The sequence below is a fragment of the Streptomyces sp. NPDC097129 genome (genome assembly GCF_055668065.1).
On record NZ_JBVOQE010000007.1, the window covers coordinates 1 to 14,148 of the forward strand.

At 69.9% G+C, this 14,148-nt stretch carries 12 protein-coding genes; 6 read left to right on the forward strand and 6 right to left on the reverse strand.

The window, feature by feature from the left end; translation table 11 throughout:
- Nucleotides 1-169: 169 nt before the first annotated feature.
- From AC0B9F_RS20535 to AC0B9F_RS20545, 3 genes are read right to left on the reverse strand one after another with little or no spacing between them, the layout of a single operon-like run.
- The gene (locus AC0B9F_RS20535; RefSeq protein ID WP_472004598.1) at nt 170-802 is read right to left on the reverse strand and encodes a class I SAM-dependent methyltransferase; all 633 of its coding nucleotides are present in this window, start codon (nt 800-802) and stop codon (nt 170-172) included.
- A gap of 27 nt (nt 803-829) precedes the next feature.
- A complete protein-coding gene (locus AC0B9F_RS20540) occupies nt 830-1,144 on the reverse strand; it encodes an AzlD domain-containing protein (RefSeq protein ID WP_472004601.1) in 315 nt (104 codons plus the stop codon).
- A complete protein-coding gene (locus AC0B9F_RS20545; protein ID WP_472004604.1) occupies nt 1,141-1,824 on the reverse strand; it encodes an AzlC family ABC transporter permease in 684 nt (227 codons plus the stop codon). Before AC0B9F_RS20545 ends, AC0B9F_RS20540 begins: the two co-directional genes overlap by 4 nt.
- Before the next feature lie 71 nt (nt 1,825-1,895).
- Here AC0B9F_RS20545 and AC0B9F_RS20550 point away from each other — a divergent pair, with 71 nt between their 5' ends.
- Nucleotides 1,896-2,471 (forward strand): helix-turn-helix domain-containing protein, encoded by a 576-nt coding sequence (locus AC0B9F_RS20550; protein ID WP_472004606.1) that lies wholly within the window; start codon nt 1,896-1,898, stop codon nt 2,469-2,471.
- A 102-nt stretch (nt 2,472-2,573) separates the two neighbouring features.
- Here the strand turns inward: AC0B9F_RS20550 and AC0B9F_RS20555 are convergent, their stop codons facing one another.
- Nucleotides 2,574-2,777: a cold-shock protein gene (locus tag AC0B9F_RS20555; RefSeq protein ID WP_067240544.1), complete on the reverse strand. Its 204-nt coding sequence runs from the start codon at nt 2,775-2,777 to the stop codon at nt 2,574-2,576.
- Nucleotides 2,778-3,065: 288 nt separating this feature from the next.
- On the opposite strand from AC0B9F_RS20555, the gene AC0B9F_RS20560 reads away from it, so the two are divergent.
- Complete coding sequence (locus AC0B9F_RS20560) at nt 3,066-3,914, forward strand: menaquinone biosynthetic enzyme MqnA/MqnD family protein (protein ID WP_472004610.1); 849 nt, start codon at nt 3,066-3,068, stop codon at nt 3,912-3,914.
- A gap of 366 nt (nt 3,915-4,280) precedes the next feature.
- Here the strand turns inward: AC0B9F_RS20560 and AC0B9F_RS20565 are convergent, their stop codons facing one another.
- A complete protein-coding gene (locus tag AC0B9F_RS20565) occupies nt 4,281-8,831 on the reverse strand; it encodes an FtsK/SpoIIIE domain-containing protein (RefSeq protein ID WP_472004612.1) in 4,551 nt (1,516 codons plus the stop codon).
- A 256-nt stretch (nt 8,832-9,087) separates the two neighbouring features.
- On the opposite strand from AC0B9F_RS20565, the gene AC0B9F_RS20570 reads away from it, so the two are divergent.
- The 4 genes from AC0B9F_RS20570 (at nt 9,088) to AC0B9F_RS20585 (ending at nt 13,411) form a co-directional block, all read left to right on the forward strand.
- Nucleotides 9,088-9,393 carry a WXG100 family type VII secretion target gene (locus AC0B9F_RS20570; RefSeq protein ID WP_472004614.1) on the forward strand — a complete coding sequence of 102 codons (306 nt, stop codon included), beginning with the start codon at nt 9,088-9,090 and terminating at the stop codon, nt 9,391-9,393.
- A 600-nt stretch (nt 9,394-9,993) separates the two neighbouring features.
- The gene (locus tag AC0B9F_RS20575; protein ID WP_472004616.1) at nt 9,994-11,397 is read left to right on the forward strand and encodes a hypothetical protein; all 1,404 of its coding nucleotides are present in this window, start codon (nt 9,994-9,996) and stop codon (nt 11,395-11,397) included.
- 335 nt (nt 11,398-11,732) lie between these two features.
- Complete coding sequence (locus tag AC0B9F_RS20580) at nt 11,733-12,392, forward strand: hypothetical protein (RefSeq protein ID WP_472004618.1); 660 nt, start codon at nt 11,733-11,735, stop codon at nt 12,390-12,392.
- Between the two features lie 11 nt (nt 12,393-12,403).
- Entirely contained in the window at nt 12,404-13,411 is a 1,008-nt protein-coding gene (locus AC0B9F_RS20585) for a hypothetical protein (RefSeq protein WP_472004620.1), read from the forward strand.
- A gap of 200 nt (nt 13,412-13,611) precedes the next feature.
- Here AC0B9F_RS20585 and AC0B9F_RS20590 read toward each other — a convergent pair whose 3' ends face one another.
- The gene (locus AC0B9F_RS20590) at nt 13,612-14,049 is read right to left on the reverse strand and encodes a hypothetical protein (protein ID WP_472004622.1); all 438 of its coding nucleotides are present in this window, start codon (nt 14,047-14,049) and stop codon (nt 13,612-13,614) included.
- Nucleotides 14,050-14,148: the final 99 nt, after the last annotated feature.

The following is a 14,148-nucleotide window of genomic DNA, read 5'->3' on the forward strand; positions in this document are numbered from 1 at the left end:
GCGGGGGTGGGGGGTGTCCGTCCTCGGTCCGGCCGGCCGTTTCCGACGCGCTCGCTGTTGGTCGGTGCCGGACGCTGCGGGCGGACACCCCCCACCCCGTCCCCTTCCCGCCGCGCGCGACTGCGGCGCCATCGTGGCGGGTGTCCGTCGTGCTGCTGGGGCAGGTGCGTCAGGCGCGGCGGGTGATCAGGAAGGCCTGCCGGGCCGTTTCTCCGCGGGCCGTGTCCTGCTCCTTCAGCGTTCGGGACAGGGGGGTGAAGCCCGCGGAGGTGAGCAGTGTGGTCATGTGCTCGGGGTCGCGGCGCAGGAAGTCGAGTGTGACCGGGTGGCCCCAGGGTTCGCTGAGGCGGCGTGGTTCGGCGCCGGCCTGGAAGGCGAGGAGGAGCGGGGCGCCCGGGGCGAGCACCCGGTGGAGTTCCGCGAACAGATCGGGGAGTTCGTCCACGGGCGTGTGGATCGACGAGTACCAGGACACCGCTCCGGCGAGAGCCCCGTCGGGCAGGTCCAGCTTCCGCATCGAGCCCTGGACGAACCGGAGGCCGGGGTACTCGCGGCGGGCGACCGTGAGCATGGCCTCGGAGAGGTCGAGGCCGAAGACGCGCAGTCCCAGGGATGCCAGGTGCGCCGTGGTCCACCCGGGACCGCACCCCAGATCGGCCACCTCGCCGCCGGAGTCGACGAGTTCGGCGAACGCGGTCAGCAGCGCCCGCTCCAGGGGCTGCGCGGCCAGCGTGGTCCGGAAGTGCTCGGCGTAGTCCTCGGCGACGGCGTCGTAGAAGGCGCGGGTTTCGGTGTCTGTCATGACGGCGCACCCTAGTGGCGGCCACTGTCAGGCGACCCCCGCCGCCCGCAGCAGCGCCGTCGTCGCCGCCGCGCCCAGGACGACCACGACGAACGGGGCCCGCCGCCAGGCCAGGACGCCGCCGGCCAGCACCCCGGCCGGCCGTGCCCAGCCCGCGAAGCCCCCGGCCTCGGTCAGCGCCCCGGTCGCCAGCAGGGCGACGAGCAGGACGACCGCGCCCGTCGACAGCAGCTCCTGGAGCCGGGGCGGAACCGTGACGCGTCCGTGCAGCACCGGGCCGACCAGCCGGAACGCATACGTTCCCGCGGCCAGCGCGAGGATCATGGCGGCCGTCGCGTTCATCGCCGTATCCCCTTCACGGCGGCCAGCCCGGCGAGCGCCAGCAGGACGGGGACGCCGGCCGGGACGAGCGGGGTGGCCGCCACGGCGACCGCGGCGCCGAGCAGTGCGCTGCGCCGTACGGCGGAGTCGGCGCGCAGGGCGGGCAGCACCAGCGCGACGAGTACGGCCGGGAAGGCGGCGTCGAGGCCGTAGGTCGCGGTGTCGCCGAGCGCGCTGCCGGCCAGGGCGCCGCCCAGGACGCCGAGGTTCCAGACGGCGAACAGGCCGATGCCGGAGATCCAGAACGCGGCCCGGCGGCGCGCCGGGTCGGACTGGGCAAGGGCGAAGGCCACGGTCTCGTCGGTGACGAGGTGCGCGCCGACGAGCCGGGCCAGGCGGCCGGTGCCGATCACGTCGGCCACGGCGAGGCTGAAGGCGATCGTGCGGGTGTTCAGCAGCAGTCCGGTCGCCGCGGCGGCGAGCGGCCCGCCCCCGGCGAGCAGGATGCCGACCGCGCTGAACTGGGCCGACCCCGCGTACACCAGCAGGGACATCACCACCGGCACCCACATCGGCAGCCCGCCCGCCACGCAGACGGCGCCGAAGGACACGCCGACGACTCCGCTGGCCACCCAGACGAGGGAGGCGTCGCGGGTGAGAGGTGTCAGGATGGACGGTGGTGTTCGGAGCAGCGAACGCATGTTTTCTACGATGAACGGCCGGATGGGCGTTCGTCAAGGCGAACGATCGTAGTGATGGAGCGAACAGGATCATGACTGCCGACGGTTCCCCGACCCCGCCCCGCCTGCCGCTGGAGTGGATCGCCGCGAGCCTGCGGCGCGAGCGCAACCGGGCCGGCCTGTCCCTGTCGGAGCTGGCCAAGCGGGCCGGGATCGCCAAGTCGACGCTGTCCCAGCTGGAGGCGGCGAGCGGCAACCCGAGCATGGAGACGATCTGGGCGCTTGCGGTGGCGCTCGGAGTGCCGTTCTCCACGCTGGTGGAGCCGCCGGCGCCGTCCGTGCGCGTGATCCGCGCGGGGGAGGGGCCCACCGTGCACTCCGAGCAGTCGAGCTACCTGGCCACCCTGCTGTCGGCGAGCCCGCCGGGCGCGCGGCGCGACATCTACGCGGTGACCCTGGAACCGGGGACGGTGCGCGACTCCGAACCGCACATCCCGGGAACGGTGGAGCACATCGTGGTCAGCGCCGGGCGGGTGCAGGCGGGACCGCGCGGGGAGGCGGCGCAACTGGGGCCGGGGGACTACATGTCGTACCGCGGTGACGTGCCGCACAGCTACGAGGCGCTGGAGACGGGGACGACGTTCGTCCTGATCATGCAGCACGTATGAGGAGAAATCGCCAGGAATGCGTGCGGGAGGGGCTCCCGGGAAAGGGCAGGAGCCCCGTCGCCGGATGGCGCGGGGCTCCTTGGGTACTGCGCTAGGACGCGATCAGACCGGAGTGACGTTCTCCGCCTGCGGGCCCTTCGGGCCCTGGGTCACGTCGAAGCTCACCTGCTGGTTCTCCTCCAGGGAGCGGAAGCCGGTGGAGTTGATCGCGGAGTAGTGAACGAAGACGTCGGGGCCGCCGCCTTCCTGGGCGATGAAGCCAAAGCCCTTTTCGGCGTTGAACCACTTAACGGTTCCGGTAGCCATAAGCCCTCCTTGGGCCCAAAGGGTTGCCCTGCTCCAGAACCTGCAAGTGTGAAAACACGTCATGCATTCTTCTGAAAACGACTAGAGCCCGCGGTCACATGCTCCGCAGGCTCTGTACTGCAAGGGAAACCAAACTGCAACTTGCGGCGAGCCTAGCACGCGGAGGCCCGGAAGCAATAGAGGTCAAGATCACCTCACTCGAATGTTTGACACGTGTGCGGCCGGTTGACGCAACGCGCCGCCGGGGTCGCCGGTGGCGGGGTGACCGATGGGGTCTAGTCTCGCGATGTGGACATTTCTCGCACCCGGCCGCGTGTCGGCCACATCCAGTTCCTCAACTGCCTGCCCCTGTACTGGGGGCTCGCGAGAACGGGCACGCTCCTCGACTTCGAGCTGACCAAGGACACGCCCGAGAAGCTCAGCGAGCGGCTGATCCGCGGCGACCTCGACATCGGGCCCGTCACGCTCGTCGAGTTCCTGCGCAACGCCGACGACCTGGTCGCCTTCCCCGACATCGCCGTCGGCTGCGACGGTCCCGTCATGTCCTGCGTGATCGTCTCGCAGGTCCCCCTCGACCGGCTGGACGGCGCCCGCGTCGCCCTCGGCTCCACCTCCCGCACGTCCGTCCGCCTCGCCCAGCTGCTGCTGGCGGAACGCTTCGGCGTACAGCCCGACTACTACACCTGCCCGCCTGACCTCAGCCTGATGATGCAGGAGGCGGAGGCCGCGGTCCTGATCGGCGACGCGGCCCTGCGCGCCAACCTGATCGACGGCCCGCGCTACGGCCTCGAGGTGCACGACCTCGGGCAGCTGTGGAAGGACTGGACCGGCCTGCCCTTCGTCTTCGCCGTCTGGGCGGCCCGCCGCGACTACGCCACCCGCGAGCCCGAGATCACCCGCCAGGTCCACGAAGCCTTCCTGGCCTCCCGCAACCTCTCCCTCGAGGAGGTCACCAAGGTCGCCGAACAGGCCGCCCGCTGGGAGGCCTTCGACGAGCAGACCCTCGCGCAGTACTTCACCACCCTCGACTTCAGCTTCGGCCCCGGCCAACTGGAAGCGGTCACGGAGTTCGCCCGCAGAGTCGGCCCGACGACAGGCTTCCCGGCGGACGTCCGGGTGGAGCTGCTGGGAGCGTAGGACAGCCTCCCCACCCCCGGCCGCCCGCACCCATGCGCGCCAAGGCGTCCCCGCACCCGCGTACGGCGGGAAGGGGACGGGGTGGGGGGTGTCCGCCCGCAGCGGCCGGCACCGGCGGAGGGCGCCCTCATCGGAAACGGGCGGCCGGACCGAGGACGGACACCCCCCACCCCGGCCCCGACTCAGAAACCGGCCGCAGGCGCTAGACCAGCCACGACGCGACCGCAACGGGCCGCCGCAGGCATCAAGGGGCGCGGGGCTGCATTCGATTTGCGGCTCCGCCGCGTGGGCGCGACCAGCCACAACGCAAGCCGCGGACGAACCACGACCCAGCGCCGCAGGCCCAACGCGCCGCGAACGGCCGCGTCACACCGGCGTAGTCACCGTCACATGCTCCCCACTGCCCAGATGCAGCATGCCCTTGCCCGGGCTGATCGGGCCGCCCACCATGCTCCGGTTGGTGCGGATGCCGATCAGCTCGCCGGCGGAGCTGTCCTGCGGGGACAGCAGGATGCCACGGCGGGCCTTCTTCATGTCGACCTGCCAGCCGGAGAAGCCGTCACAGATCTCCTCCTCGTCACCGGCGATGACGACGGCCAGTCCCTCGTCCGCGCCGCGTTCGACGATCCGCTTGAAGACGTCCTCGGCGTCGCAGTCGTCGTAGACCTCCGCGTCGTCGGCGAGGACGACGATCGGCTGCGAGGGGTCTGCCGAGCCGATGATCTCCTCCAGCTCGTCCTCGTCGATGTCGCGGCCCGTGAAGAGCTTGAGGACACCGTCGTGGCCCTCCAGTTCCCGCAGCGGAGACGGACGCGGGGCGGCCAGGACGAGCCGTGCGCCCTGTTCGAGAAGGGAGCGGGCCATGGTCAGCAGGACCGTGCTGCGTCCGGACTTGGCGGGGCCGCCGATCACGAATGCCGGGATGCCCTGCCCGAGATCCGGCCCGAACGCGGTGAGCTCGTCGCCGCCGACCCCGACCAGCGCCCACAGCGGGGACGCGCTGGTGGCGGGGTCCCGCATCGCCCAGGCGTCCGCGAAGGAGATACGGCTGGGCAGCACGTCGACCCGGAAGGGGCGCCGGGAGCGGGGTACGGAGGCGTCCCGGCCCGCCGCGGCCTCGCCGATCTCGACGAGCGCGGCGGCCTGGCCCTGACCGGTGGTGTCCTCCGCGAGCAGCGCGAACTGGGTCTCCGTGGCCGTCTCGCCACGGTAGGCGCGGCCCGGCGGGATCTCCTCGGGGACCTTGCGGGCGTTGATGTCCAGCATGGAGAAGTCACCACGGTCGGCGAGGCGCAGACCGTACTTGTCCTCCGTCAGGGAGGAGATACGGCCGGTCAGCAGCTGGCGGTCGCCGGTGATCACCATGTGGATGCCGACGCTCGCGCCTTCGCGCATCATGGCGAACAACTGGTCGGTGAGGTCCCCGTGGTTGTACTCGCCGAGCGTGGGCAGCCAGCCCTCCCAGCGGTCGAGCAGGACGACGATGTGCGGCAGACGCTCGTCCTCGGCGACGGCCGCCCGCTGCTCCCCGATGTCCGCGAAGCCCTTCTCCGCCAGCAGGTCCTGACGACGGGTGAGTTCGCCGGTGAGCCGGTTGAACAGGCGGACGACCCGCTCCAGTTGGTTACGGCCGACGACCGCGCCGCAGTGCGGCAGCCGGGTCAGCGCGTTCAGCGCGCCGTTGCCGCAGTCGATGCCGTACAGATGGACGTCCGCGCACGACAGCGTGCGGGCGAGTGAACCGGCGATGGTGCGCAGCACCTGGGAGCGGCCGCTGCGCGGCGCGCCCGCGACGAGCAGATGTCCGAACGTGGCGAAGTCGACGGCCACCGGGCGGCGGGTCTGGTCGGCCGGCAGGTCCGCGACACCGTACGGCGCGGCCGGCAGCGTCCCTTCGCCGCGCACCGCCGGGATGGCGTCCAGCAGCAGCGTCTCCTCCAGGGCGGGCAGCCAGGGGGAGTGCTGGGCGGGGATGGCGAGGGCCTGGTTGGCCGCCCGTACGGCGTCCACCAGCACCTTGAGGTCGGTGATCTCGTCGTCCTCGCGTGTCTCCGTCTTCGGCTTGGCCAGTGCGGCCCGGCCGAGATCCTGCCAGGACAGCTGCCCGGCCCACGGCGCCAGCGTCAGCGGGTCGGCGGCGCCCGGGCGGCGGCCACCGACACGACCCGACTGGAAGGGGATCAGGGAGGCGTGACCGAGCCGGACGTAGGCGCGCCCGGGCGTGGACTTGCTGATGTGTCCGGCCTCGGGTGCGTCGATGACGTCCGTCGACTCGCCCGCGTCGGTCACCCGCAGCGCGATGCGCAGGTTGGTGTTGGCGCGGATCTCGGGCGAGACCACGCCGCTCGGCCGCTGGGTGGCCAGCAGGAGGTGGATGCCGAGCGAACGGCCACGCTGGGCGATGTTGACCAGGCCGGTGACGAAGTCGGGCAGATCGCGCACCATGGAGGCGAACTCGTCGATGACGATGAGCAGTCGGGGCACCGGCGGGTGTGACGGGTCGCGGCGCACCAGGTCCTGGTAGTCCTCGATGTCCTTGGCGTCGGCGGCGGCGAGGATGTGCTCGCGCCGCTTCAGCTCGGCGCCCAGCGACTCCAGGGCGCGTTCGACGAGGTGCGCGTCGAGGTCGGTGACCATGCCGACGGTGTGCGGCAGCTTCACACAGTCCTTGAACGCCGAACCACCCTTGTAGTCGACGAGCACGAACGTCATGTTCTCCGGCGTGTTGGCCACCGCCAGCGACGCCACGATGGTCTGCAGCAGCTCCGACTTACCGGAACCGGTCGTACCGGCGATCAGGCCGTGCGGACCGTCCCTGCGCATGTCGATGCCGAACGGGCCGTCGTACGACTCACCGATGACCGCCATCGTCGACTGGCCGCCCATGCGCCAGCGCGCCGCGATCGCGTCACTGGTCGGCGGTTCCAGTTGCAGCACGTCCAGCAGGCGGCTCGCCGACGGCAGTGCGGAGTCCTCGGTCTCACCGCTGATGTCGCGCAGCGGCGACAGCGAGCGCGACAGCCGGGCGCACCAGGCGGGCGAGACGAAGTCAGGCCGTACGTCCGTCATCCGGCGCGCGCCGCTCTGCTGCACCCGCAGCCGCAGTTCGGGCGCCTGCTCCTGGTCGTCGTAGGCGGCCTGCTCGGTGGCCTGGTGCCAGGCGTGGAAGGACGGGAAGCCGCCGGCGGCGGGCTGCGGTACGGGCGTTGTGGCCGGGGCGGCAGGGTCGTCGGTGCGCCGCGGTTCGGCGACGACGACGCCCTGGCACTCGCCGGGCAGGAACCGTTCCTCCTCGTCCAGGCAGATGGCGTAGATGCACACGGCCGGCCCTTCGCGCAGCAGCCGGACGACACCGGGCAGGGAGCGCAGCCGGCGGGAGCCGTCCCAGACGACGACGACGTCGGGGTCGGAGAACGCCGGCCCGTCACCGCGATTCCCGGTCTCCTTCAGCGCCTTCTGCCGGGCGTCGAGCAGCTGGGTCAGCTCGCCGACGCGCGCGCCGACGGTCTCGGAGTCGGTGCCGATGAGGACGTTGACGTCCTGTCCGCTGGAGGGGTGGGTGTGCGGCAGCCAGCGCACCCAGTCCCAGCGGGGGTGGGCCTCGTTCTCGGTGAGGACGTAGAACTGCACGTCCATCGGGCTGTGCAGGACTGCGCTCTGGGCGACCACCCACCGCCCGAGCGCCTGCGCGGAGTCACCGGGGCCCGCGATGCCGATGACGCCGAGGTCCTTCAGCGGCAGCGCGACCGGGGCGTCCTCGATGTACCAGCTCACCTGGCGCTTGTGCTCGTCCTGCTCCGGGTCGTCGAGGACGACTTCGGAGCGGACCCGGCCCGTGCCCACACGCATCAGCAGATGGTCGGCGTCGGTGCGGCGGCGTTCCCACAGGCGGGTACGCGGCCCGGTGCCGAAGGCGAGCACGGCGGCCGGGTCGGGGATCGCGGCACGGCGGTCGGCGCGCTCGGTGCGCAGCGCCTCCTGGGCGTCGGCCTCGATCCGGGCCTTGTGCTCCTTGTACTCCTTGAGCTGCTTGGCGTGGGACTTGCGGCCGTGTTTCTTGTCCATGTAGTAGTTCGCGAAGAGCATGATCGGGCTCATCACGGCCATGATCAGGTAGTACCAGCGCTTGAAGACCATGACGGAGACGACCGCGCCCACCAGCGGCATCAGCGCCATCAGCCAGGGCAGGGGCCGCGCCTCGAACTCCTTGACCGGCGTGGGCAGCCGGAAGTGCGTCGTGCGCTCCGGCGGGCGCAGCCGCGGCGGCCGGTTGTAGTCCAGGCCGATCCCGTCGTCCGACCACTTCAGGGCCGCGTCCGGAGCCGTGTACCGGGAGAACTCGAACAGGCTGTTTCCCAGGGCGAGTTGAGCGCCCAAGGGCCAGCTGTCCCCCTCGAACGGCTCACCGTCGAGACGGGCCTCGCCCTTGTCCTGGTGTACGGCGAGCGTGCAGGTGCCGTCGATGGCGATGGACAGGGTCGCGGCCCGGTCGGCGAGTTCGGGGTCCTCCACGCGCAGCGGCGCGGCCGGTCCGCTGCCGATGTCGTACCGGCCCACCCCGAGCCGGTGCACGGCGCCGGCCGCAGGGCCCCCGACGACACGGAACTCCACGACACCGGTCGGCTCCCCGAACACGCACCCGGCCGGGTCGTGGAGGCTGACGACGGCGCCCTCGCGCAGCGGCGATCCGACGACGGTCGCGGAGGGATCCAGCGGGTAGCCGTCGACGAAGGCGACGGGGGCGCCCCCCTGGGTGCGTTGGCCTCCGATGGGGATGATCTGTGCGCCGTCACCCGCACCGACCTGCCGCGCCAGCTCCCGAGTGATGTCGCCGACCGACGACTCCGGATCGGCGTCGAGCACCACGTCGGTACTGGCACCGACGATGGGGTCGACGACGGTCAGACTCAGGCGCACGTTCGTCCTCCTCGCAGGGCTGGAGCCGCCCCCGGAACGCTCAACACAGTCGCAGCGACCTTAGCCGCCTTCGCTTTCGGGGCGACAACGGGATACGCGCGGGTTCACCAATCTCTCGCACAACCGGCCTGCGGTCCCGGTGGCCCCACCCGTAGGATCTTTGCTCGTGCGGACGCTCCGGGGGTGTGCCCGAGGTGCCGCGTGACGTCAGCCACGGGGGAAGGCCCTGAGGCGTTGTGAACGGGAGGGAGCCGTCATGGCCGGCAAGAAGGACACAGACCTTACTTACTCCGAGATGGAGAAGAAGGCAGGTGACCTCATCAAGGCGATGCACGACATGGAAGGCCAGCTGAAGGGCATCGAGCGTGGCGTCGAGGAGCTCGTCGCCAACGGCTTCACGACCCAGAAGGCCTCCGGCGCCTATGAGGACTCCATCAAGGACTTCACCAAGGGCGCCGCGAAGACCATCCAGGGCCTGCACGGCCTGTCCAAGTTCCTGACGAACGCGAAGCAGGCGTACGAGGACCTGGACCACCAGCTGTCCCAGGGCGCCAAGGGCTGACCGGACCGGCTGAGGGTCCATCGGTGCGGCGGGACGCTCCAGTCCCGCCGCACCGCGCTGGTTTCGTGCGGTCGGCCTCGAGCCGGCGGATCGACGTCATGGGGGCGTTGTGGGCGACGGAAGCGATTACCAACGGCTTGATCCCGACGTGATCGAGAGCATGGGCAAGAGACTGAGCAGCATCAAGAAGGCGTTCGACGGAATCAGCTGTTCGACACGATTGCGGAAACGCTGCACTGGGCCTTATCGGCATCCGTGAATCCTCAAGGCCGGGGCCGTCGCGGGAACGGCCGCTGCAGTGCTCGGCGTCGGTGCGGACCCGTCGGCTTCGGGATCGTCTGCGGCGCGGTCGGGCTGACCGCAGCCCTCGCCGTCTGGAAGCTGCATGGCACACCTGCCGTTCGTACCACCAGGGATGCGAGTACACCCCCGGCTCCTGGCCGGCCCTGACCGCGTGTGTCGCAACGGTGGCACTGGCGGGCTGGGCGACGTGCCGCGTCCGCACGTCCCGCACCGAGCGGCGCCGGGCCAGGAGCGGGAACGGATGCGTAGGCTGCGAAAGAAGGGCAAAGGGAAGAGCCGGAAGGGGGTGTGAAGGGCTTGGACCAGGCGGAGGAAGTCTTCGACCCGAACGGGAAAGGTGATCGACCGTTCGCCGTTTCCGGCACCGCCCCTACCTCGGCGCATGCCATACGGCCGCGCATTGCGCCCTTCTACGCCGTCGACCGTGTGCGTCACGCCCGTATCTACGGAGACGGCCGCACCCTGGTCGTCCGCGACCGGAGACGGAGAGAACGCCGGTATCCCGTGGGTGAAGGTGGCGTGGTACGCGCGGTTTTCGTGCCGCCTCCCGATGGCTCCGCCGCGATGAAGGCGCCGTCCGCGGAGCGGTGGGGTGTGGTCGACTTCCAGGCAGCCGACGGCAGACCGATCCTGCGTGTCCCGCTGGCCGACTGGCTCCCCGAGGCCGGAATCGTCGGCCTGCTCCATCTGAGCCCGGAGAAATGCCTCGAACGCACCGGTCTGCGTACCGTCGCCGCGGAACTGGGCATCTCCTGGGGCGGGGCGGAGCCGGCACCGCGGAGTGCGGACTCCGGCGCGCGCACCGAGCGGGCGACGCAGCGCGATGTCTCTGCCTGGCACAACTGGGGCCGCGGCCTCGGCATGCTGGTGTGGTTTGTGTTCTTCCTGGTCCTGCCCATGACCGGCACCGGATCAGCATGGACCCTTCTGACCGCGACCGCCGGGCTGTTCCTGCTGCCGGCGAGTGACTTGCTGATCCGGCTACTGGCATGGTCACGCACCCGGAACGACTTGGTGGTCCGGGCGGCAAACGTGATCAGGCCGTCGCCTCAGCCGGGAGTCACCGCGACCCGCCGATTCATCAGTACGGCGGCCGTACGGATTCTGCCGACGGATGTCGTTCTGACGAACGCGGTGGGCGAGGAACGTTGGCTGTCGAGGAACAACGCTCACGGGACTCATGGAGTCGCGCGTCTGGTGCGTCTGCTCGACAGAAGGTCGGGCGCGGTGCTCGGCGTCGAACTACGGGACGGCTCCGGCGCCGCACGGGCCGTTCTCCCCTGGCAATGGTGGTTCGCCGGCCCGTCGGGCCCGGAGAACTGGACCCGGCTGGTGGCCGCCCTCCGCGTACCGACGGCGGACGAAAAGGTACGGCCGTCTTCAGCCGCCCGTTCATGGTGGGAGGGGCACACCCTGGCAGCCGAAGTCAGGACGATGTCACCCGTCGGGGCCAAGGAGGCGCGTGCGAGGACCAGTTGGCACGCATCGGTCGTAGGTGGCCCGGAACCACTGGTGGTCGCGGTGTTCAGCCTGATTCCCCTCATCGGGATCGCTTCCCCCCACGCAGACGCCAGAACGGCTGGAGTCCTGGCCGCGCTCACCATCCTCGCCGAACTCGTGCCCGTCATCGGTCACCAGGTGAACAGCCGCGTGAACCTGGACCGTCCGGTCCTTGCGGAGAAACAGGGCAGGCGCCTCTGAGGATAGCCCGAGCAGTGCCATTGCGGTTCTGCCCTTGCTGGTTACTCACACTCATCACAGCGGCGGCAAGTTTATGGTCCCGGTTCACGGACCTGATGGGAGCAATTCCCCGGACGGTGTCCTTTGTGGATCCCCCCGAGGGAACGATGGAAACGGTGGACGGCAACTTCTGAGGGTTCGCCGACGCACTGCCGGCGGGTCACCTGGGCGATTGTGAGACATCTTCGCGAATTCGGCAGAGTTGTAGCAGTCACGGCCGACCGCTTCGCCGTGCACATGCTCATCGTGCGATCATCTGTTGACACGCCGACCCATCGACCCTGAGGACGAGCGCCATGCTGACCACGCGACAGAGGGCGGCCGCAGTCGGCCTTCTAGCTGCTGTCACCTTCTCTGTGACTGGTTGCACCAGCGATTCCGGTGACTCCTCGGCCGACGACGCAATCGCGGGAGCCGAAACGGCGAGCGGCGTGCCCACCCCGTCCGCCGCCGTGCCCGCGGAGAAGGACGCGCCGAGCTTCACCTACCCGTCCGGCCTCAGTGTGAGCGTGGACCGGCAGCCGACCGGGGATGCGGCCAAAGACGCCATCCTGCGCGACACGGCCTACTCGGCACAGGCCAACATCGAGGCGTTCGCCCAGGGGAAGGGGCAGACCGCCAACATGAACCGCTACTTCGCGGGTTCTGCTCTGACTTACTGGGTGAAGCAGGTCGAGAAGTTCAAGAAGGACGGTCTTACGCTCACGGGTGAGTACCGCTACTACGGTTTCGCGGTCACGGACGTGGCGAACAGCAAGACTGCCGCTGTCCGTTACTGCGAGGACCAGAGCAATGCCTTCAGTAAGGAAATCAAGACCCAGAAGGTGCTCCGCACCAAGCCCAGCGACAAGAGCTTCGTTCTCTACACCCTCCAGGCCCAGAAGGACGCGGCCGGCGACTGGCAGGTGACTCAGCAGAACTGGAAGAAGGGGGACGTCTCATGCGTGCGGCGATAAGGGTGGCAGCGGTGGTCCGGCCGGTTGTCGGCACACTCGCGACAGCGGCCCTCGTCATGGCCATGGGGACGGGCTTCCCGGCCCACGCCGACGACACCAGGGGCGGTGACTCGGGCGGTACCGGCACGCAGCCCGGTACCGATCCGGGCGCCGAGTCCGGCAACGGCACCATCGGAGCCCACATCCGCATCAGCCAGAGCAAAGCCGGTTCAGGGGGTGGCTCCACCGCTACTGCGACCTCCTCGAGCGCTGACTGGAAGCCGCCTGTGTGCTGGTACGAGCCCATGTACACGCCGGAGGAGTACGAGAAGTTCATCAAGGATGCCTACGGCGGCGCGCTGGAGCCCGCGGCCAGCTATGCCCGCAAGCGGGACACAGAGAAGTACCACAAGGGTGACAAGGGCCTGTGGTGGCAGGTGAAGTTCCGTAACGACGACTACACCACCGCGTGCCCGGTCACCACCGACAACTGGGAGATCTGGGTCCCGCCGGCCGACCCGAAGCCGGACCCGAACAAACTGACTCCGAAGATCCTCTCCGAACTGGCCTACAACTCGACGAAGCTGCCCACCCCGCCCGTCGAACTCAGCCCCCGCGCCGACCGTCTCGTGGTGAACCTCGGTACGAGGGTGAAGCTCGACGGCGACTTCGATCGTGTCTGGACGACGGCCAGCATCAACTACAAGGGGGTGCAGATGGCGGCCACCACCGTCGCCACACCCGTGGCCCTCAGGGTGGACGCGGGCACCTCCGACGCCGATCCGCAGAGTTGCGCGTATGACCTGATCAAGAGCCAAGGCGGCTATGCGGTCGACAGCAAGGACGCAGGCTGCAATGTCACCTATCGCCGTTCCTCCGGCAGCGGCACCTACCGGTTCAAGGCGTCCATCACCTGGAAGGTGACCTGGACCGACTCGGCCGATCCGGACGGGCCGCCGCAGCAGCCGGGCCTCCCGGACGGGCTGTCGACGTTCGAGCAGGCGGTCACGGTGAAGGAGATCCAAGCCGTCAACCGGTAGGCGACGGTGCGGTGCTGTGCCCACACATTCGGCCGTTTCCGGAGGCCTCCGGGGCATCCTCCTGATGTGGGCGGCTCCGCGCCTCCGCCGACCAGGCACTCTGTTCGCCGGGTCGTCGGCAACAGAACCGGGGCCTTGGTGACCCATTGGCAACGGGCACGCTTGCGCACAGGGCGGCGACGAGTGTGCGTTCCGTCGGATCACGGCTCGGCGCGGAAGCGAAGACTGCGGGCGAAGTCGTCGATCGCGTCGAATGATGCCTCCAGCAGAGCGGGGTCGTCGTAGTGGCCCTTGAAGAGCAGGTCGATGTTGTGGGCGGGGTCGTTCCATGCGTAGGCGACGGACAGCATGAGGCCACCGTCCGGGCGGGGCCAACTGCGCAGGCAGCGCAGGCTCTCGCCGAAGCGGCGAGAGCCGAAGGGCACTGTCTCCACCCGGTGGTTGCCGTCGGCGGTCGAGGGGTCGGGCTCGGCCAGCATGCTCAGGTGCAGCTCACTGTGCTCCTCGTCGCAGGCGAACTGTTTGGTGAAGAAGACCAGAGGGGTCGCCTGGGGTGGGACGGTCCCGAAGACGAAGGCCTGATCGGCTTCGACGCGGTCGTGCAGACTGGCGGCCGAGGCATGGAGGAACGTCTTCATCTGCCGCTTCTCGCGCCAGCCGAGTGTGCGCCGGTGGAGCAGCGCGCTCGCCTGGAACTGGAGCTCCAGCCACTCCTCGAACTCCCGCTCGGGCTGGGA

Bases quoted from the DNA above. Each gene is read 5' to 3' on its own strand.
- AC0B9F_RS20535 (WP_472004598.1), bottom strand. From the start codon at position 802: ATGACAGACACCGAAACCCGCGCCTTCTACGACGCCGTCGCCGAGGAC.
- AC0B9F_RS20540 (WP_472004601.1), bottom strand. From the start codon at position 1,144: ATGAACGCGACGGCCGCCATGATCCTCGCGCTGGCCGCGGGAACGTAT.
- AC0B9F_RS20545 (WP_472004604.1), bottom strand. From the start codon at position 1,824: ATGCGTTCGCTGCTCCGAACACCACCGTCCATCCTGACACCTCTCACC.
- AC0B9F_RS20550 (WP_472004606.1), top strand. From the start codon at position 1,896: ATGACTGCCGACGGTTCCCCGACCCCGCCCCGCCTGCCGCTGGAGTGG.
- AC0B9F_RS20555 (WP_067240544.1), bottom strand. From the start codon at position 2,777: ATGGCTACCGGAACCGTTAAGTGGTTCAACGCCGAAAAGGGCTTTGGC.
- AC0B9F_RS20570 (WP_472004614.1), top strand. From the start codon at position 9,088: ATGGCCGGCAAGAAGGACACAGACCTTACTTACTCCGAGATGGAGAAG.
- AC0B9F_RS20580 (WP_472004618.1), top strand. From the start codon at position 11,733: ATGCTGACCACGCGACAGAGGGCGGCCGCAGTCGGCCTTCTAGCTGCT.
- AC0B9F_RS20590 (WP_472004622.1), bottom strand. From the start codon at position 14,049: ATGAAGACGTTCCTCCATGCCTCGGCCGCCAGTCTGCACGACCGCGTC.